This window comes from Geomonas silvestris, from assembly GCF_014193515.1.
Lineage (GTDB): Bacteria > Desulfobacterota > Desulfuromonadia > Geobacterales > Geobacteraceae > Geomonas > Geomonas silvestris.
Map to the genome: position 1 here is coordinate 316,972 of NZ_BLXX01000002.1, position 14,956 is coordinate 331,927.

General features: G+C 62.4%; 15 protein-coding genes. 6 read left to right on the forward strand and 9 right to left on the reverse strand.

The window, feature by feature from the left end; genetic code table 11:
• Nucleotides 1–18: 18 nt before the first annotated feature.
• From GMST_RS04990 to GMST_RS05020, 7 genes are all read right to left on the reverse strand, one after another.
• Nucleotides 19–2,493, reverse strand: coding sequence for a molybdopterin-dependent oxidoreductase (locus tag GMST_RS04990; RefSeq protein ID WP_183353530.1), 2,475 nt, complete (start codon nucleotides 2,491–2,493; stop codon nucleotides 19–21).
• A gap of 136 nt (nucleotides 2,494–2,629) precedes the next feature.
• Complete coding sequence (gene nuoF, locus GMST_RS04995; protein WP_183353531.1) at nucleotides 2,630–4,414, reverse strand: NADH-quinone oxidoreductase subunit NuoF; 1,785 nt, start codon at nucleotides 4,412–4,414, stop codon at nucleotides 2,630–2,632.
• 31 nt (nucleotides 4,415–4,445) lie between these two features.
• The gene (locus GMST_RS05000) at nucleotides 4,446–4,958 is read right to left on the reverse strand and encodes an NADH-quinone oxidoreductase subunit NuoE family protein (protein WP_183353532.1); all 513 of its coding nucleotides are present in this window, start codon (nucleotides 4,956–4,958) and stop codon (nucleotides 4,446–4,448) included.
• A 31-nt stretch (nucleotides 4,959–4,989) separates the two neighbouring features.
• Nucleotides 4,990–6,162 carry an NADH dehydrogenase (quinone) subunit D gene (gene nuoD / locus GMST_RS05005; protein WP_183353533.1) on the reverse strand — a complete coding sequence of 391 codons (1,173 nt, stop codon included), beginning with the start codon at nucleotides 6,160–6,162 and terminating at the stop codon, nucleotides 4,990–4,992.
• A gap of 46 nt (nucleotides 6,163–6,208) precedes the next feature.
• Nucleotides 6,209–6,694, reverse strand: coding sequence for an NADH-quinone oxidoreductase subunit C (locus GMST_RS05010; RefSeq protein WP_183353534.1), 486 nt, complete (start codon nucleotides 6,692–6,694; stop codon nucleotides 6,209–6,211).
• A gap of 33 nt (nucleotides 6,695–6,727) precedes the next feature.
• Nucleotides 6,728–7,240 (reverse strand): NADH-quinone oxidoreductase subunit B, encoded by a 513-nt coding sequence (locus GMST_RS05015; protein WP_183353535.1) that lies wholly within the window; start codon nucleotides 7,238–7,240, stop codon nucleotides 6,728–6,730.
• Complete coding sequence (locus tag GMST_RS05020; RefSeq protein WP_183353536.1) at nucleotides 7,231–7,587, reverse strand: NADH-quinone oxidoreductase subunit A; 357 nt, start codon at nucleotides 7,585–7,587, stop codon at nucleotides 7,231–7,233. The genes GMST_RS05015 and GMST_RS05020 overlap by 10 nt, the downstream gene beginning before the upstream one ends.
• Before the next feature lie 543 nt (nucleotides 7,588–8,130).
• On the opposite strand from GMST_RS05020, the gene hemL reads away from it, so the two are divergent.
• Entirely contained in the window at nucleotides 8,131–9,414 is a 1,284-nt protein-coding gene (hemL, locus tag GMST_RS05025) for a glutamate-1-semialdehyde 2,1-aminomutase (protein WP_183353537.1), read from the forward strand.
• A gap of 341 nt (nucleotides 9,415–9,755) precedes the next feature.
• Here hemL and GMST_RS05030 read toward each other — a convergent pair whose 3' ends face one another.
• The gene (locus GMST_RS05030; protein ID WP_183353538.1) at nucleotides 9,756–10,928 is read right to left on the reverse strand and encodes a GspE/PulE/PilB domain-containing protein; all 1,173 of its coding nucleotides are present in this window, start codon (nucleotides 10,926–10,928) and stop codon (nucleotides 9,756–9,758) included.
• Between the two features lie 408 nt (nucleotides 10,929–11,336).
• Here GMST_RS05030 and GMST_RS05035 point away from each other — a divergent pair, with 408 nt between their 5' ends.
• The 5 genes from GMST_RS05035 to GMST_RS05055 all read left to right on the forward strand — a co-directional run bounded on the left by GMST_RS05035 (nucleotide 11,337) and on the right by GMST_RS05055 (nucleotide 13,977).
• Nucleotides 11,337–11,615, forward strand: coding sequence for an AtpZ/AtpI family protein (locus GMST_RS05035; RefSeq protein ID WP_183353539.1), 279 nt, complete (start codon nucleotides 11,337–11,339; stop codon nucleotides 11,613–11,615).
• On the forward strand, nucleotides 11,584–11,973 hold the full coding sequence (locus GMST_RS05040) for an ATP synthase subunit I (protein WP_183353540.1): 390 nt from the start codon (nucleotides 11,584–11,586) through the stop codon (nucleotides 11,971–11,973). Before GMST_RS05035 ends, GMST_RS05040 begins: the two co-directional genes overlap by 32 nt.
• Before the next feature lie 5 nt (nucleotides 11,974–11,978).
• Entirely contained in the window at nucleotides 11,979–12,668 is a 690-nt protein-coding gene (gene atpB / locus GMST_RS05045) for a F0F1 ATP synthase subunit A (RefSeq protein WP_183353541.1), read from the forward strand.
• Nucleotides 12,669–12,824: 156 nt separating this feature from the next.
• Nucleotides 12,825–13,100, forward strand: coding sequence for an ATP synthase F0 subunit C (gene atpE, locus GMST_RS05050; protein ID WP_183353542.1), 276 nt, complete (start codon nucleotides 12,825–12,827; stop codon nucleotides 13,098–13,100).
• A 160-nt stretch (nucleotides 13,101–13,260) separates the two neighbouring features.
• The gene (locus GMST_RS05055) at nucleotides 13,261–13,977 is read left to right on the forward strand and encodes a phosphatase (protein WP_183353543.1); all 717 of its coding nucleotides are present in this window, start codon (nucleotides 13,261–13,263) and stop codon (nucleotides 13,975–13,977) included.
• A gap of 113 nt (nucleotides 13,978–14,090) precedes the next feature.
• Here the strand turns inward: GMST_RS05055 and GMST_RS05060 are convergent, their stop codons facing one another.
• Nucleotides 14,091–14,954, reverse strand: coding sequence for a DMT family transporter (locus GMST_RS05060; RefSeq protein ID WP_183353544.1), 864 nt, complete (start codon nucleotides 14,952–14,954; stop codon nucleotides 14,091–14,093).
• Between the last annotated feature and the right edge of the window lie 2 nt (nucleotides 14,955–14,956).

Sequence of the window (14,956 nt, forward strand, 5' to 3'; positions counted from 1 at the left end):
AACCCTGACCCGTTATTTCTATTTCCCGACGGTGACCCAGGTTACCGCTTTGCCGTCGGTGACCGCGTTGATGCTCCCCTCGCCGAAGTGGTAGGGGGCGAACACGACACCCTGGGGCAGGCGGTAGCCGACCTTGGCGGTGACGCTCACCGACCCGGTGTCGCTCTTCACGGTGATGGCGTCGCCGTCCTCGATCTTCAGGACCTTGGCGTCGGCCGCGGAGAGCTCGGCGTAGGCGTTGGGGCAGACCAGCATCGGCCCCTCGCCGAAGCGGGACATGGTGCCGGAGTGGTAGAGCGCGCTGCCGGTGACCAGGGCCAGTTTGCCGGCAACCGGCGCTGCGGCCTGTGCCGCCACCGGAACCAGCTTGGCGGAGGGGGCAACCGGGAGGAGTTTCCCTTCGTCGCCCAAGGCCGCCTGGGAAAGCCCCGCGTAGGCCGGGACGTTCGCGGCGATCTCGGCGAAGAGCTCGCTCTGGTTTAAGTACTTCTGCCCGCCCAGGGCGGCGTTCAGGGTGTTCAGGATCTCGAAGTCGCTCTTGGCGAGGCCGACCGGCTTAACGGCCTGCTTCACCTGCTGGAGCTTTCTCCCCACGCTGGTGAAGGTACCGGACTTCTCGGCGAAGGAGACCGCCGGGAGCACCACGTCGGCAAGCTGGGCCGTCTCGGTGAGGAAGAGGTCCGCCACCACCAGGAAGTCCACCGCTTCGAGCGCCTTCTCCACCTTGGCGCGGTTCGGGTAGGAGACCACCGGGTTCTCGCCGGCCACGAACAGGGTCTTCACCTGGCCGCTTATGCAGGCGTCGATGATGGCGCTGCCGTTGAGCCCGCTTGCTTTCGGGTGGATCCCCAAGTCGGCGGCACCCTGGCTGTTGTTCTTCTCGCCCATGACCAAGAGGCCCGTACCTTCCTTGCCGTACTTGCCGGTCAGGATGGCGAGGTTCGCGCAGGCCTCGGCCAGCGCCGCGTTGTGGCCCGGGTAGCCCAGACCGATCGGGAGCAGGATGAGCGCCTTCTCGGCGGCTGCGTAGTCCTTGGCGAGCTTGGCGATCTCGTCGGCGGAGACGCCGGTTGCGGCGGCCGCCTTCTCGAGCGAGACCTCGGCAAGGGCTGCCTTCAGTTCGGAGAGACCCGGTGCTGCCGCGTCGGCAAGGCCCGCGTCGATGATCACCTTGGCGAGCGCGTTCAGCAGCAGGAGTTCGCTCCCCGGGGTGTGCACGGTGGTCTGGGCGCCCGGCAGTTTGCCGAGTTTGCCGCGCTTGTCCGAGACGATCCTCAGGTCCACCCCTTTGCGCTTCACGCCCAGGTTGATCTCGAAGCCGATGACCGGGTGGGTCTCGTAGGCGTCGGTTTTGATCACCAGGAGCAGGTTGCTCTTCTGGATGTCCAGGATCTCGGAAGGGGAGGCCACGGTGCCGAAGGAGGCCTTGAGCCCCTCGGTCAGTGCCGCGTGGGCGAAGCCGGCCGAGTGGTCGATGTTGTCGGTTCCCAGGGTGCCACGGAAGAGCTTCTCGAACAGGAAGAGCTCCTCGTTGGTGAGGTGGGCGGTGGAGAGTGCCGCAAGCGAGGCCGGGGCGGCCTTGGCCTGGGTGAGACGCTCGGTCACCAGGGCAAGCGCCTCGTCCCAGCTCGACTCGACCAGCTTTCCGTTTTTACGGATGAGCGGGGTGGTGAGCCTTTTGTCGGAGTTGACGAACTGGTAGGCGAAGCGGCCGCGGTGGCAGAGCTGGCCGTTGTGGAAGCCCTGGTCCTCGTCGTAGACGGTGGTCAAGACCTTGTTGTCCTTGCACCCCAGGGTGAGCTGGCAGCCGGTACCGCAGTAGGAGCAGACGGTCTTCGTCTTGGAGAGCGCCCACCAGCGCGCCTGGAACTTGAAGGGGCGGGAGATCAGCGCGCCGACCGGGCAGACCGAGACGCAGGAGCCGCAGAACTCGCAGTTCAGGGGGCCATCGAACTCGGTGCCGATCTTCGCCTCGAGGCCGCGGTTGATGACCGAGTAGGCGCCGTAGCTTACGATCTCGTCGCAGATGCGAGCGCACTTGCCGCACAGGATGCAGCGGTTCATGTCGCGCTCGATGATCGGGTTCACGTAGTCGATCTCGTGGTTGAACTTCTCGTCCACGAACTGGTTGCAGTTGACCTTGTACTCGTAGGTGAGGTTCTGCAGGTCGCAGTCGCCCGCCGCGTCGCACACCGGGCAGTCGATCGGGTGCTTGAGGAGCAGAAGTTCCAGCACCAGCTTCCTCGCCTTGACGATCTCGTCGTTGGAGGTCCTGACGATCATCCCCTCGGTGACCGGGGTGGTGCAGGCCGGGATCAGCCTCCCCTTCATCTGCTCCACCTCGACGAGGCACATGCGGCAGCCGCCGAACGGGTGCAGCTTCTTGTCGTGGCACAGGATGGGGATCTTGATCCCCGCCGACTTGGCGGCGTCGTAAATGGTCGCGTCCTTGGGTACCGTTACCTGCTTGTTGTCTACTGTAAGATTTACCATCTCGACCTCAGTCTCCGTGGGAATCAGAACAAGTTCTAAACGCTCAGTTCTAGGTTCTATGTTCTACGTTCCAAACCTTCTCAGTCTCGGCCGAACCACCAACCTAGAACTTAGAACCTAGAACATAGAACGGGTTTTACTCGATGGCCATGAAGCGGCAGGCGTCGTAGCAGGATTTGCACTTGGTGCACTTCTCCTGCACCAGGGTCGCTACCTGCCCCTTCTCCCAGACGATGGCGTCGGACGGGCAGGCCTTGAGGCAGGCGCCGCACTTCACGCATTTCTCGGGGACCACTCTCCAAAGCAGGAGCTCCTTGCAGGAGTTGGAGGGGCAGCGCTTTTCGGTGATGTGCGCCTCGTACTCGTGGCGGAAGTACTTGACCGTGGAGAGGATCGGGTTGGGAGCGGTCTGCCCGAGGCCGCACAGGGAGGCCTTCTTGATGGTGGCGCCCATGTCGAGCAGGGTGTCGATGTCCTTCATCTCGCCCCTCCCCTCGGTGATGCGCTCGAGGATGTCCAACATGGCCTTCAGGCCCACGCGGCAGGGGACGCACTTGCCGCAGGATTCCATGCGGGTGAAGCTGAGGAAGAAGCGGGCCACGTCGACCATGCAGGTGGTCTCGTCCATGACGACCAGACCGCCGGAGCCCATCATGGCGCCCGCCTTGATGAGCGAGTCGTAGTCGACCGGGGTGTCGAGCACCTCGGCCGGGATGCAGCCGCCGGAAGGACCGCCGGCCTGGACCGCCTTGAACTTCCGGTTGTTGGCGATGCCGCCGCAGACCTGGTAGATAACGTCGCGCACCGTCATGCCGGCCGGGACCTCGACGAGACCGGTGTGCTTCACCTTGCCGGTGACCGCGAAGATCTTGGTCCCCTTGGTGGTCTCGGTACCAAGCGACGCGTACCACTCGGAGCCCTTGTTGATGATGTGGCGTACGTTTGCGAAGGTCTCGACGTTGTTGATGTTGGTCGGGTGACCCCAGAGGCCCTTCACCGCCGGGAACGGCGGACGGGGACGCGGCATGCCGCGCTCGCCCTCGATGGAGGCCATGAGTGCGGTCTCTTCGCCGCAGACGAAGGCGCCGGCGCCCTTCTTGATCCTCATGTCGAAGTCGAAACCCCAGCCCCTGATGTTCTTGCCCAGGTACCCCTTCTCGTAGCAGGTATCGAGTGCCCTCTGGAGGCGCTCGATGGCCAGCGGGTACTCGGCGCGCACGTACACGTAACCGTGGGTGCAGCCGATGGCGTAGGCCGCGATCATCATCCCCTCGATGACGCAGTACGGGTCCCCTTCCAGGATGGAGCGGTCCATGAACGCGCCCGGGTCGCCCTCGTCGGCGTTGCAGATCAGGTACTTGTGGTGGCCGGGCGAAGCCGCGCAGAAGCTCCACTTCATGCCGGTCGGGAAGCCCCCGCCCCCGCGGCCGCGGAGTCCCGACTTCTTCACCTCGTCGATGACCTGCGCCGGGTTCATCTCCTTGACGCACTTCTCGATCGCCTTGAAGCCGTCCTCTTCGAGGAAGGCGTCGATCTTCTCGGGATCGATCTGGCCGCAGCCGGTCATGACTACGCGCATCTGCTGGTCGACGAAGGTGTTGTAGTAGGCCTTGGCCTTCTTCTTCTCGATCGGGGTCTGGGCGACGATGTGTTCCTTGAGGATGTTCTCGACGTCCTCGGGCTGCACGAAGTCGTAGGTGATCCGGCCGAGCTCCGGGGTGATGACGTCGACCAGAACGTCGTTGGCGCACAGGCCGCGGCAACCGGTCTTGATCACGTCGCAGCGCTTGCCCACCTGGGCGTTGACGCCCAATTCGGCGATCAGCCTGGTGAACTCGTTTTCGACCTGCTTCGCGCCGGCAGAGATGCCGCCGGTACCCTGACAGATAAGAATCTTGATTTGGTCGCTTGCTTCACTCATGAAAGGTTCCCCTGCTGGTGAATTATCCGGGCTACTTCATCGGCCGTGCGTTGTAGGTGTTGATGATCTCGTCCACCTTCTGGACGGTCATCTTGCCGAAGGTGTCGTCGTTGACCATGGCGAGCGGTGCCATGCCGCAGGCGCCCAGGCAGGCGACCTTCTCGAAGGTGTAGCGCAGGTCCGCGGTGGTCTCGGCGTGGCCGATCTTCAGCCTGTCGAAGAAGGTTTCCGTGATGCGCTCGGCACCCTGGACGTGGCAGGCGGTACCCACGCAGACCCTGATGATGAACCGGCCGCGCGGCTTCAGGTGGAACTGCGCGTAGAAGGTCAACACGCCGTAGATCTGGGCCGGGTACGCGTTCAGCCTCTCGGCGACCAGGGCGATGGCCGGTTTGGGGACGTAGCCGTAGGCCTCCTGGATCCCCTGGAGGACCGGCATCAGGTTGCCGGGCAGCGTCAGGTATTTATCGATGACCTCGTTGGCTTCGGTGAGGTCGATTTCTTCTTCGGTCTGAAGCTCTTCTGCGGCTGGAGCGTTGGACATGTACCCCATCTCCTTTGATTCTTAGTGTCAGTTACCGGTCGATTTCACCAAGCACGATGTCGAGGGTTCCGATGATGGCCACCAGGTCCGGCAGCATGCTCCCCTTGGCCATCTTCTCGATGGCGGAGAGGTTGACGAATGAGGGGGGCCGGATCCTCATGCGGCGCGGCTTGGTGCCGCCGTCGGAGACGATGTAGAAGCCGAGCTCCCCTTTGGGCGCCTCGACCCCCTGGTACACCTCGCCCTCGGGGACCGGGAAGCCTTCCGAAGCGATCTTGAAGTGGTGGATGAGCCCCTCGATGGAGTTGTAGACGCTCTCTTTCGGCGGGTAGCAGACCTGCGGCGCGTCGGCCAGGATCGGGCCGGGCTTCAACTTCTTCAGGGCCTGGGTGATGATCTTCACCGACTCGCGCATCTCGATGAGGCGCACCTGGTAGCGGTCGAAGGTGTCGCAGTTCTCGCCGACCGGCACCTTGAAGTCGTAGTTCTCGTAGCCGCAGTAAGGCTGGTCGCGCCTGAGGTCGATGTCGACGCCGGAGCCCCTGAGGGCCGGGCCGGTGATGCCGTAGTCGATGGCGTCCTCGGCGGAGATCACCCCGTTACCCACGGTACGCTGCACCCAGATGGTGTTCTTGGTCAAAAGCCCCTCGTAGGTGTCGAAGTGCCCCGGGAAGGTGTCCACGATCTCCTGGCACTTCGCCTCGAAGTCCTCGGGGAGTTCGCGGGAGAGCCCGCCCACCCGGAAGAAGTTGGAGGTCATGCGGGCGCCGGAGACGTTCTCGTAGAGCTCCATAACCTTCTCGCGCTCGCGGAAGGCGTAGATGAAGACGGTCATGGCACCGATATCGAGCGCGTGGCAGGCGATCCAGACCAGGTGGCTTTTGAGGCGGGTCATCTCGTTCATGATGACGCGGGCCACCTGGGCGCGCTCGGGAACCTCGATCTCCAAAAGCTTCTCGACGGCCAGGATGTAGCCCAGGTTGTTGCTCATCGGGGCCAGGTAGTCCAGGCGGTCGGTGAGCGGGATGGTCTGGTGGTAGGTCCTGTGCTCGGAGAGCTTCTCCACACCGCGGTGCAGGTAGCCGATGTGGGGGGTGATCTTCTGGATCACCTCGCCGTCCAGCTCGACGATGAGCCGCAAAACGCCGTGGGTACTGGGGTGCTGGGGCCCCATGTTCAGTGTCATTATCTCGGTGCTAGCCATTGATCGCCTCTATAAGTTCGGAGTTTGAAATCCTTGGGTTCACGAGTTAGGACAGGCGGCCCTTGTAGGGCTCGCGGTCCGGTCCCTGGAGGGGGTAGTCCTTCCTGAGCGGGTGCCCGACCCAGTCGTCGGTCATCAGGATGCGCACCATGTTGGGGTGGTTGTTGAACCGAATCCCCATCAGGTCGTAGACCTCGCGCTCGAGCCAGTCGGCGGTCTTCCAGAGCGCGCAGGCGCTGTCGATGGTGCAGTCGGACTCGGTGACCGGTGCCTTGATCCTGATCCGCTCCTTGTTGGGGATGGAGTAGAGGTGGTAAACCACCATGAAGCGGGGTTCCTGGCCCAGGTAGTCGACCGCGGTCACGTCGGTGAGGAAGTTGTAGCCCAGGTCCTGTTTCAGGCACTTGAGGACTTCCAGGATCTTCTCCTTTTTCACGACCACCGTCGTCTCGCCACGGAATTCCTTCGACTCGAGGACGGAGTCCGCGAAACGCTCTTGGAGCTTCACTACAGCGCGATTGTTTTCTGCCATATCAGCCATACCTTTCCCTTTGGTCGTAGTGGATTACGCAGCCGGCTCGAGCCTTTCGCCCATACCGATGGAGGAACCGAAGGAGTTCTTCTCCTTCATGATCTTGTCCTGCAGCTTCATCAGGCCGTAGAGCAGCGCCTCGGGGCGCGGCGGGCAGCCCGGGATGTAGACGTCGACCGGGAGGGCCTCGTCGATCCCCTGTACTACCGAGTAGGTATCGAAGATGCCGCCGGAGCAGGCGCAGGCGCCCATGGCGACCACCCACTTCGGTTCGGGCATCTGCTCGTACACGGTCTGGATCACCGGAAGCATCTTCTTGGTGACCGTGCCGGCGATGATGATGCAGTCGGCCTGGCGCGGGGAGGCGCGGAAGATGATGCCGAAGCGGTCGAGGTCGTGCTTGGCGGCACCGGTCGCCATCATCTCGATGGCGCAGCAGGCCAGACCGAAGGTCATCGGCCAGATGGAGGACTTCCGGGCCCAGTTAACCAGACTGTCCAGGGAAGTCGTGATGATGTTATCGCCGAGCGGATTATCTACTCCCATTCCAGTGCTCCTTTTTTCCAAACGTATACGTAGCCTACGAAGAGGATGACGATGAAGATGCCCATCTCGATGAGGCCGAAGACGCCGAGCTTCTTGAAGAGCACGGCCCAGGGGTACATGAAGACGGCCTCGATGTCGAACAGGATGAAGAGCATCGCAATCAGGTAGAACTTGACGGAGAAGCGCTCGCGGGCGCTGCCCACCGGATCGCAGCCGCACTCGTACGGTTGGAGTTTGACCTTAGACGGTTTTTTCTGCCCGATGAGCGATGAGAAGATCACCGACCCCAGGCCGAACAAGACCGCTATGACTACCAGCACCAAGATTGGCAGATACGCACCAAGCATCCCTATCCTCCCGTACTCCTGCATTGTTTTTTGTTGCAACCGTTTCTCTAAATAGCGTATACTGCGTCGATTCCTGCCCTGCAGTTCCCTTTTTCCCCGTCGTTTTTTTCCCGACGAGATCCCGACGCAAGTATACTGTATACAAAAAGCGCTTAAAAATTATTTCATTCCTTGCTCTTTGTCAAGCAGAAAATATTTCAATTCTTTTGCGAACTTCTGCCTCTGGAGACCCCCGAAATCAGCAAAACGACGTTACTATTTGGAGCACGTATACGGAGTTCCAAGCCGTTGTTTTTCTGTTCTCTTTTCCAGATCGGCGCTAACTCCGCCAGTTGCATCATGAGTCTTCGCTAACAACCGTTACTTCCGCTGCCGCACAGCCGCCCCGACCGACCAAGCCGGAGCGAGGTCCCGGGACGCGCCGCGCCGGTCCTTTGGTCCGTTTCTTCTCCCGCGCGCTTATTCCTTGACATAAAGCGCGCTGCTATGCTACCAAAGCTACTGATAAACCAAACATAATTAGCGAGTTAGGAGTGTTCCCCCATGAAAAACAGCCGCTCGACCCAGCTTTTCCAGAAAGCCCTGAAGACCATCCCCGGTGGCGTGAACAGCCCGGTACGCGCCTTCAGATCCGTTGGTTCCGATCCGCTCTTCATCAAGAAGGCCGCGGGCAGCAAGATTTACGACGAGGACGGCAACGAGTTCATCGATTACGTCGGCTCCTGGGGTCCGGCGATCCTGGGGCACTGCCACCCGACCGTGGCCGCCGCCGTGAAGGCTGCCGTGGACAACGGCTGCAGCTTCGGCGCCCCGACCGAACTCGAGATCACCCTGGCCGAGATGGTGACCAAGGCCTACCCGTCCATCGAGATGGTGCGCATGGTAAGCTCCGGCACCGAGGCGACCATGAGCGCCATCCGGCTCGCCCGCGGCTACACCGGCCGCGACAAGATCCTCAAGTTCTCCGGCTGCTACCACGGCCACTCCGACTCCTTGCTGGTAAAGGCCGGCTCGGGCCTCGCCACCTTCGGGGTACCCGACTCCCCGGGTGTTCCCGCCGACTTCGCCAAGCACACCCTGACCGCCGTGTATAACAGTGTGGAATCGGTGCGCGAACTGGTGGCCGCCAACAAGGACCAGGTCGCCTGCGTCATCGTGGAGCCGATCGCCGGCAACATGGGGACCGTCCCCCCGAATCCCGGGTTCCTCGAGGGGCTGCGCGAACTCTGCACCCAGGAAGGGATCGTGCTTATCTTCGACGAGGTGATGTGCGGCTTCCGCGTGGCCTACGGCGGGGCGCAGGAGGTGTACGGCGTGAAAGCCGACCTGACCACCCTCGGCAAGATCATCGGCGGGGGACTTCCGGTCGGGGCCTTCGGCGGCAAGAAGGAGATCATGAAGCACCTCTCCCCGGCAGGCGGCGTCTACCAGGCCGGCACCCTGTCCGGCAACCCGCTGGCCATGACCGCCGGTATCGAGACCCTGAAACTTCTGCAGGCGCCCGGCTTCTACCAGGGCCTCGAGGAGAAGGCCAAGTTCGTGGCGGAAGGGATCGCCAAGGCAGCCAAGGACGCCGGTTACCCGATCTACTCCACCCGGGTGGGCTCCATGTTCTGCGCCTTCTTCTCGAAAGACCCGGTCTACGACTGGGATTCCGCTGCGAAGTGCGACACCAAGGCCTTCGCGACCTACTTCCGCGGCATGCTCGAGGAAGGGATCTACCTCGCCTGCTCGCAGTTCGAGACCGCCTTCGTCGGTGCGGCCCACAGCCAGGCGGACCTCGAGAAGACCATCGCCGCGGCGGCCAAGTGCTTCAAGGCGCTGTAGGGGAAAGGCAGGGACTGGGGGCTAGGGACTGGAAAATTCCTGGAAACCTTTGCAGAACGGCCCCGGCGGCCTGACGATACGTGCGAAACAAAAGAAGGCGGAACTTCCTTGGTGGAAGCTCCGCCTTCTTTGTAGTACGTCCGTTATTCTGCCAGAGTAGTCCGACTAGGTTCCCTCTCCCCTTGCGGGAGAGGGCCAGGGTGAGGGGGAAGGCGCCACGTTCAGCGCCGATGGCAGCTTCACCCACCTCACCCTCTCCCGTCGAGAGGGGGGGTGCTGCGGCCTTCCCGTAATCCGCCTATCCAGCCTGTCACCTCGCGAACTGCGGTCCGTCCCTGCAGCTATACAATACAGATCCTCTTCTTAAGACCCAGCATCTCGAAGGCGAGTTCGGCCTTGGCGACCACCCGCCGCAGGTCGAAGAGCCCCGGGGCAAGGCGCCCCCGCTCGTCTTCCACCATCAGGAAGGCGACACTGGTCCCTTCCACCACCAGCGGAAGCAGCAAGACGGGGGAGCCGGCGCTGCCTCCAATTTTAGACTGGATCCGCTCCTCGGTGCCACCCGCGGGGAGCATCCCGAGGTACGGCTCCTTCTCGAGCAGCACCTGCTTGACCAAGTCGGCCCGGTCGAGGTTCGCGAGCCACCCGCCGAACTGGTTCACGTTCGCCCCATCCGCCACGGCCTGCACCCCTTGGGCAGCGCCGCACTTGAGGCTGAAGAATCCGGCGCGGTCGAACTCCTCGGCGAGGTAGGACATGAGAGCGGTGACCACGTCGACTTCGCCGGTTGCCGCCACGAACCTGCGGGAGAGCGCGTCCATGACCGCTTCGATACCATGCCGGCGCGCGCTCGCCGCTCCCCCGTCCAGGAAAGCGTTCTTCCCGGCCAAAACCGGCCCGGCTTCCCCTTGCACTGCGCCGGAATCGGACTGGAGCTGGTCATCCCCGTTACCCGGGGGCACTACAGCGCGTTGCGCAACCGGGGAGGCTCCGGGAGCTGGACCGGTTCCGGCCAGTGACGCCAGGGTTTTCCGGGTCGCCGTGGTTCTGGCACCTTCGGGCATCGGGATGTAGCGCAGGGCACGCTTGATGCCGTAGTAGTGCTCGAGGGCGACCGACAGACGCAACTCCGGGCAGACGCGCGGAACGATGACCAATCCGGTGGCAAAGCCGAGTTCCTCGACGGCATGAAAATCGGCGGGGTCGGCCATGGCCACCGAAAGCTTTCTCCCCTCCTGGGCCACGGGCACCACGCGGAAGCGCCGGGCGAGTTCCGCCGGAAGGGCCTCGATCACCGACGCGGGGACCGACTCGAGGCTTGCCGCAGTCACGCACGGCACGCCGAGCTTCTGGTTCAAAAGGCGCCCCAGTTCCTCCTCGCTTACCAGCCCCATCTCAAGGAGGTTGGTACCGATCCTGCCGCCGTAGATCGACTGGGCACTCAGCGCCTCCTCGAGCTGCGTCGCGGTCAGGGTGCCTTCCTGGAGCAACATCTCACCCAACCTTTCCGCCATGGGAACCTCCCCGTGCCGTTGCTGCGGCCCCTCAGCTGAACTTCCGCTACCTGCTCCCACCTCACCGCGCTCCTGCACCGGCTGTCCTGCCCCCGCACCAGGAGCCGGAGTGGCCGCACCTTACATTTAATTATCACCGTCTCATATTGTACTGGGCGTTGCGGGTGCCGCAATGAAGCTGCGCAAAGAATTGTCCCCCTTGCCGGCCCCCCGGTTCGAGGCGCAAAATGAAGATGGGAACCACCTCCGGCCTGGACTCGCCAGGAGGCGATGGTACCGGAGCATTCGCGCCAGCGGTATACACTTTTTGCTCTAATGGTCGGAAATTGATTGACATTCGCAGTGTTACCATGCTATTTAGCCTAAGTTTCTGCCGTTGGGCGTATACATGAAGAGCGAGGAGGTCTGATGGATGAGGAGAAGAAGAGCCTCCTGAAGACCCTCGGCATGGTCTCGACCATGGGGATCTCGTTTGCGGTGGCCATCGCGATCGGGGTCTGGATCGGGACCGAGTTGGACGCCTGGTTTTTGAGGAAACAGTGGCCGGCGGTGACCTGGCTGGCGGGCAAGCACGGATTTTTCTTCATCTTTCTCTTTTTCGGCATTGCGGCCGGCTTCCGCAACATCTTCATTCTTGCGGGAAAAGAACTGCGCGATGACGGGTCAGACCAAGATAAACGAGACTAACCTCTTCCCGAAGCTGGTCACGGGAAGCCTGCTCATGAGTGCCGTGTTAGCGGTGCTCACGGCACTTCTGGTCTCGCTGAAGTTCGGCTTGTCGCTTCTGGCAGGCGGCCTCCTGGCCACGGCGAACTTCATCTGGCTGAGAAGAGGGCTGGAATCGGTCCTGGCGCTCACGCCTAGTCTGGCGCCCAAGCTCGCCACCCTGCGCTTCGTCTTGCGACTCGCCATCATGGCGGGCTTTTTGTACCTTTTGATCGTGGTCCTGGGTGCCGACATCTTCGGCATCCTCATCGGACTCTCGATCCTGGTGATCAACATAATCCTATTTTCGATATACCTGTCGACCCGTAAAGGAGGCTAGCTGCAATGGTTCATCCCTATCTGTTCCTTCAGTTTTTCCGCGAGATTCTTCACCCGCTCGGCATTTCCGAAGCTGGTGCGGATGCCGTCGTCTACACCTGGCTGATCATGCTCGGCCTGGTGCTGCTCTCCATCGTGGCCACCAAGCGCCTGCAGTCGGTGCCGACCGGCACCCAGAACTTCATGGAAGTGGTCGTGGGCGGCATCGAGAACATGCTGATCGAGACCATGGGCGAGCACGGCCGCCCCTTCTTCCCGCTGATCGCGACCCTGGCCCTGTTCATCCTGGTTTCCAACCTGGTTGGCCTGATCCCGGGCTTCTTCCCGCCGACCGCGAACATCAACACCACCGCGGCCTGCGCGGTCGTGGTCTTCGTGGCTACCCACGTCGTGGGTGTCAAGGAGCACGGCGCCGGCTACATCAAGCACTTCCTGGGCCCCATCGCCTGGCTCGCCCCGATGATGTTCTTCATCGAGGTGATCGGTCACTTCAGCCGCGTCATTTCGCTCACCCTGCGTCTCTTCGGTAACATGAACGGCCACGAGCTGGTGCTGATCATCTTCTTCGGCCTCGCCCCGTTCCTGGTGCCGCTCCCCATGATGCTGATGGGCGTCCTGGTCTCCTTCATCCAGGCCTTCGTCTTCATGCTGCTTGCGATGATCTACATCCAGGGCTCGCTGGAGCACGCGCACTAAAACCGGTTCTAAGTTCTACGTTCCAGGTTCTAGGTTGAAAAACCTTAGAACCGATGCCACGGGTTGTAGGTTTAACGTAGAACCTAGAACAGCTTTTATGATTTTCCCTTCCTATACTATTTAGGAAATAAACCCCGCAGAAAAGGAGAAGTAAAGATGAGCTTTTTCACTATGTGCGTTCTCGCAGCAGGCATCGGCATGGCACTCGGCACCGTGGGCACCGGCATCGGCCAGGGTCTGGCAGTTAAAAGCGCCGTTGAAGGCGTTTCCCGTAACCCGGGCGCTTCCGGCAAAATCCTGACCACCATGATGATCGGTCTGGCCATGATCGAGTCCCTCGCGATCTACGCCCTGGTTATCTGCCTGATCATCCTCTTCGCCAACCCCTACAAGGATCTGGCAGTGGAACTGGCAAAAACCGTTGCAAAGTAATTAGCTTCACCAGCTGTCGAAAAAGGGGTGTGCCGCAAGGCACGCCCCTTTTTTTGTGTCAAACGGAGAGGGATGCGGGGGAAGACCGCGTCCCAGGGGCCTCAGTTCGGCCCGCCCCCCCTTCCTTGACTTTTACCTGGTGCTATGAAATAGTCAGCCCATGAAAATATACGCTGATCTGCATACTCATACTATCGCCTCAGGCCACGCCTATTCGACCATCAACGAACTGGCACAGGCTGCCGCCCGGAAGGGGCTCAAGGCGATCGCGCTGACCGACCACGGCCCTGCCCTCCCCGGCGGACCGCATGAGTACCATTTCCGGGCCATGCGCTTCGTCCCCCGGCACATCGAAGGGGTGCGCATCCTGCGCGGCGTCGAGGCGAACATCCTGAACGAACGCGGCGACCTGGACCTGACGGAAGAGGTCCTCGCCGAGCTCGACTTCGTCATGGCGGGGATCCACGACGCCGTCGGTTTCTGCGGCCGCAGCTCTGAGGTTTATACCAGGGCCCTACTTGCCGTCCTGGAGAACCCGCTGGTTAAGTGCATCTCGCACCCCGGCAACCCGGAGTTCCCCTCCGACTACCACCAGGTGGTGCAGGCGGCCGCACGGACCGGTACCGCCCTCGAGATCAACAACTCCTCGGTGGGCGGGGTGAGCCGCAAGGGGAGCTGCGAGAACTGCCTTGAAGTGGCGAGGCTCTGCGCCAGGTACGGCACGCAGGTGCTGATCGGCTCGGACGCCCACATCGCCCAGGGGATCGGCGTCTTCGACGATGCGATCAAACTGGTGCAGGATGCTGGACTTCCGGAAGAACAGGTGCTGAACGCTTCGTGGGAAAGGTTGCTGGCGTTTTTGGGGGACGAGGGGTAAAAAGTCCAAAGCCTCACCACTGAGGACACAGAGGCACACAGAGGAAAGGCAAAACCTACCGGGTTTCCATCTCCTCTGTGTGCCTCTTTTCGCTTAGTGGTGAGGCTTTTCTGTCAGTTCTTTTTGCCGCCCAGAGAGCCCGCCAGGACTGCCAATCCGGCAAAGAGCAGCGGGATGCCGCACAGGGCCAGCGGACTCAGCCGCTCGCCCAGGACGACGATCCCCAGAAGTGCCGCGGTGAGAGGTTCGGCAAGGGAGAGGGTAACCGCGGTGGCGACGGGAACGCTCCGTAGCCCGCGGGCGAAAAGCCAGTAGGAGAGCGCCGTGACGATCACGCCGAGGTAGAGTACCAGCGCGATGCCGCGCGGCGCGGCCATCCAGGTGAGATCCGCGGAGAGCAGCAGCGGGGAGAGGATGAGCGCCCCGATGCAGAAGACCACGGCCATGACGGCGTCGGGTGTGCGCCCCGGCAGGAGCCCCTTGATCGCCATGGTGTAGCTTGCGTAGCTCGCGCCGGCACCGAGCGCCAAGAAGACACCGACCGGATCCAACGACAGCTTGCCGCCGCCACCTACCAGCAGACCACACCCCGCAAGCGCAAAGCAGGTCGCCACCATCCAGCGGTGCCCGGGACGCTCGCCACGGAAGACAAAGCCGAGTACCCCGGCGATGACCGGCGAGCTGCCGATCCCCACCAGGGTCCCTACCGCTACCCCGGTGCGCTGTACGGCCCAGAAGAAGCAGAGTTGGTAAGAGGCGACACAGGCCCCTGCGAGCAGGGTGCCGAATACCGGCCAGCGGCCGGTGCCGAAACCGCCGCGCAGCAGGGTCAGGAGCAAAAGCGCCCCGCCCCCCACCACGAGTCGCAGTGCGCCGATACTGGTCGGCGTGACGCCCGCGGGCGCCAGCGCCTGGGTGGTCCCCGTCGTCCCCCAGAGGACCCCGGCGGCCACTACCAGGAGCGCTCCAGCCGTCATGC

Coding starts and splice junctions, on each gene's coding strand:
- GMST_RS04990 (WP_183353530.1), bottom strand. CDS start 2,493: ATGGTAAATCTTACAGTAGACAACAAGCAGGTAACGGTACCCAAGGAC.
- nuoF (WP_183353531.1), bottom strand. CDS start 4,414: ATGAGTGAAGCAAGCGACCAAATCAAGATTCTTATCTGTCAGGGTACC.
- GMST_RS05000 (WP_183353532.1), bottom strand. CDS start 4,958: ATGTCCAACGCTCCAGCCGCAGAAGAGCTTCAGACCGAAGAAGAAATC.
- nuoD (WP_183353533.1), bottom strand. CDS start 6,162: ATGGCTAGCACCGAGATAATGACACTGAACATGGGGCCCCAGCACCCC.
- GMST_RS05010 (WP_183353534.1), bottom strand. CDS start 6,694: ATGGCAGAAAACAATCGCGCTGTAGTGAAGCTCCAAGAGCGTTTCGCG.
- GMST_RS05015 (WP_183353535.1), bottom strand. CDS start 7,240: ATGGGAGTAGATAATCCGCTCGGCGATAACATCATCACGACTTCCCTG.
- GMST_RS05020 (WP_183353536.1), bottom strand. CDS start 7,587: ATGCTTGGTGCGTATCTGCCAATCTTGGTGCTGGTAGTCATAGCGGTC.
- hemL (WP_183353537.1), top strand. CDS start 8,131: ATGAAAAACAGCCGCTCGACCCAGCTTTTCCAGAAAGCCCTGAAGACC.
- GMST_RS05030 (WP_183353538.1), bottom strand. CDS start 10,928: ATGGCGGAAAGGTTGGGTGAGATGTTGCTCCAGGAAGGCACCCTGACC.
- GMST_RS05035 (WP_183353539.1), top strand. CDS start 11,337: ATGGATGAGGAGAAGAAGAGCCTCCTGAAGACCCTCGGCATGGTCTCG.
- GMST_RS05040 (WP_183353540.1), top strand. CDS start 11,584: ATGACGGGTCAGACCAAGATAAACGAGACTAACCTCTTCCCGAAGCTG.
- atpB (WP_183353541.1), top strand. CDS start 11,979: ATGGTTCATCCCTATCTGTTCCTTCAGTTTTTCCGCGAGATTCTTCAC.
- atpE (WP_183353542.1), top strand. CDS start 12,825: ATGAGCTTTTTCACTATGTGCGTTCTCGCAGCAGGCATCGGCATGGCA.
- GMST_RS05055 (WP_183353543.1), top strand. CDS start 13,261: ATGAAAATATACGCTGATCTGCATACTCATACTATCGCCTCAGGCCAC.
- GMST_RS05060 (WP_183353544.1), bottom strand. CDS start 14,954: ATGACGGCTGGAGCGCTCCTGGTAGTGGCCGCCGGGGTCCTCTGGGGG.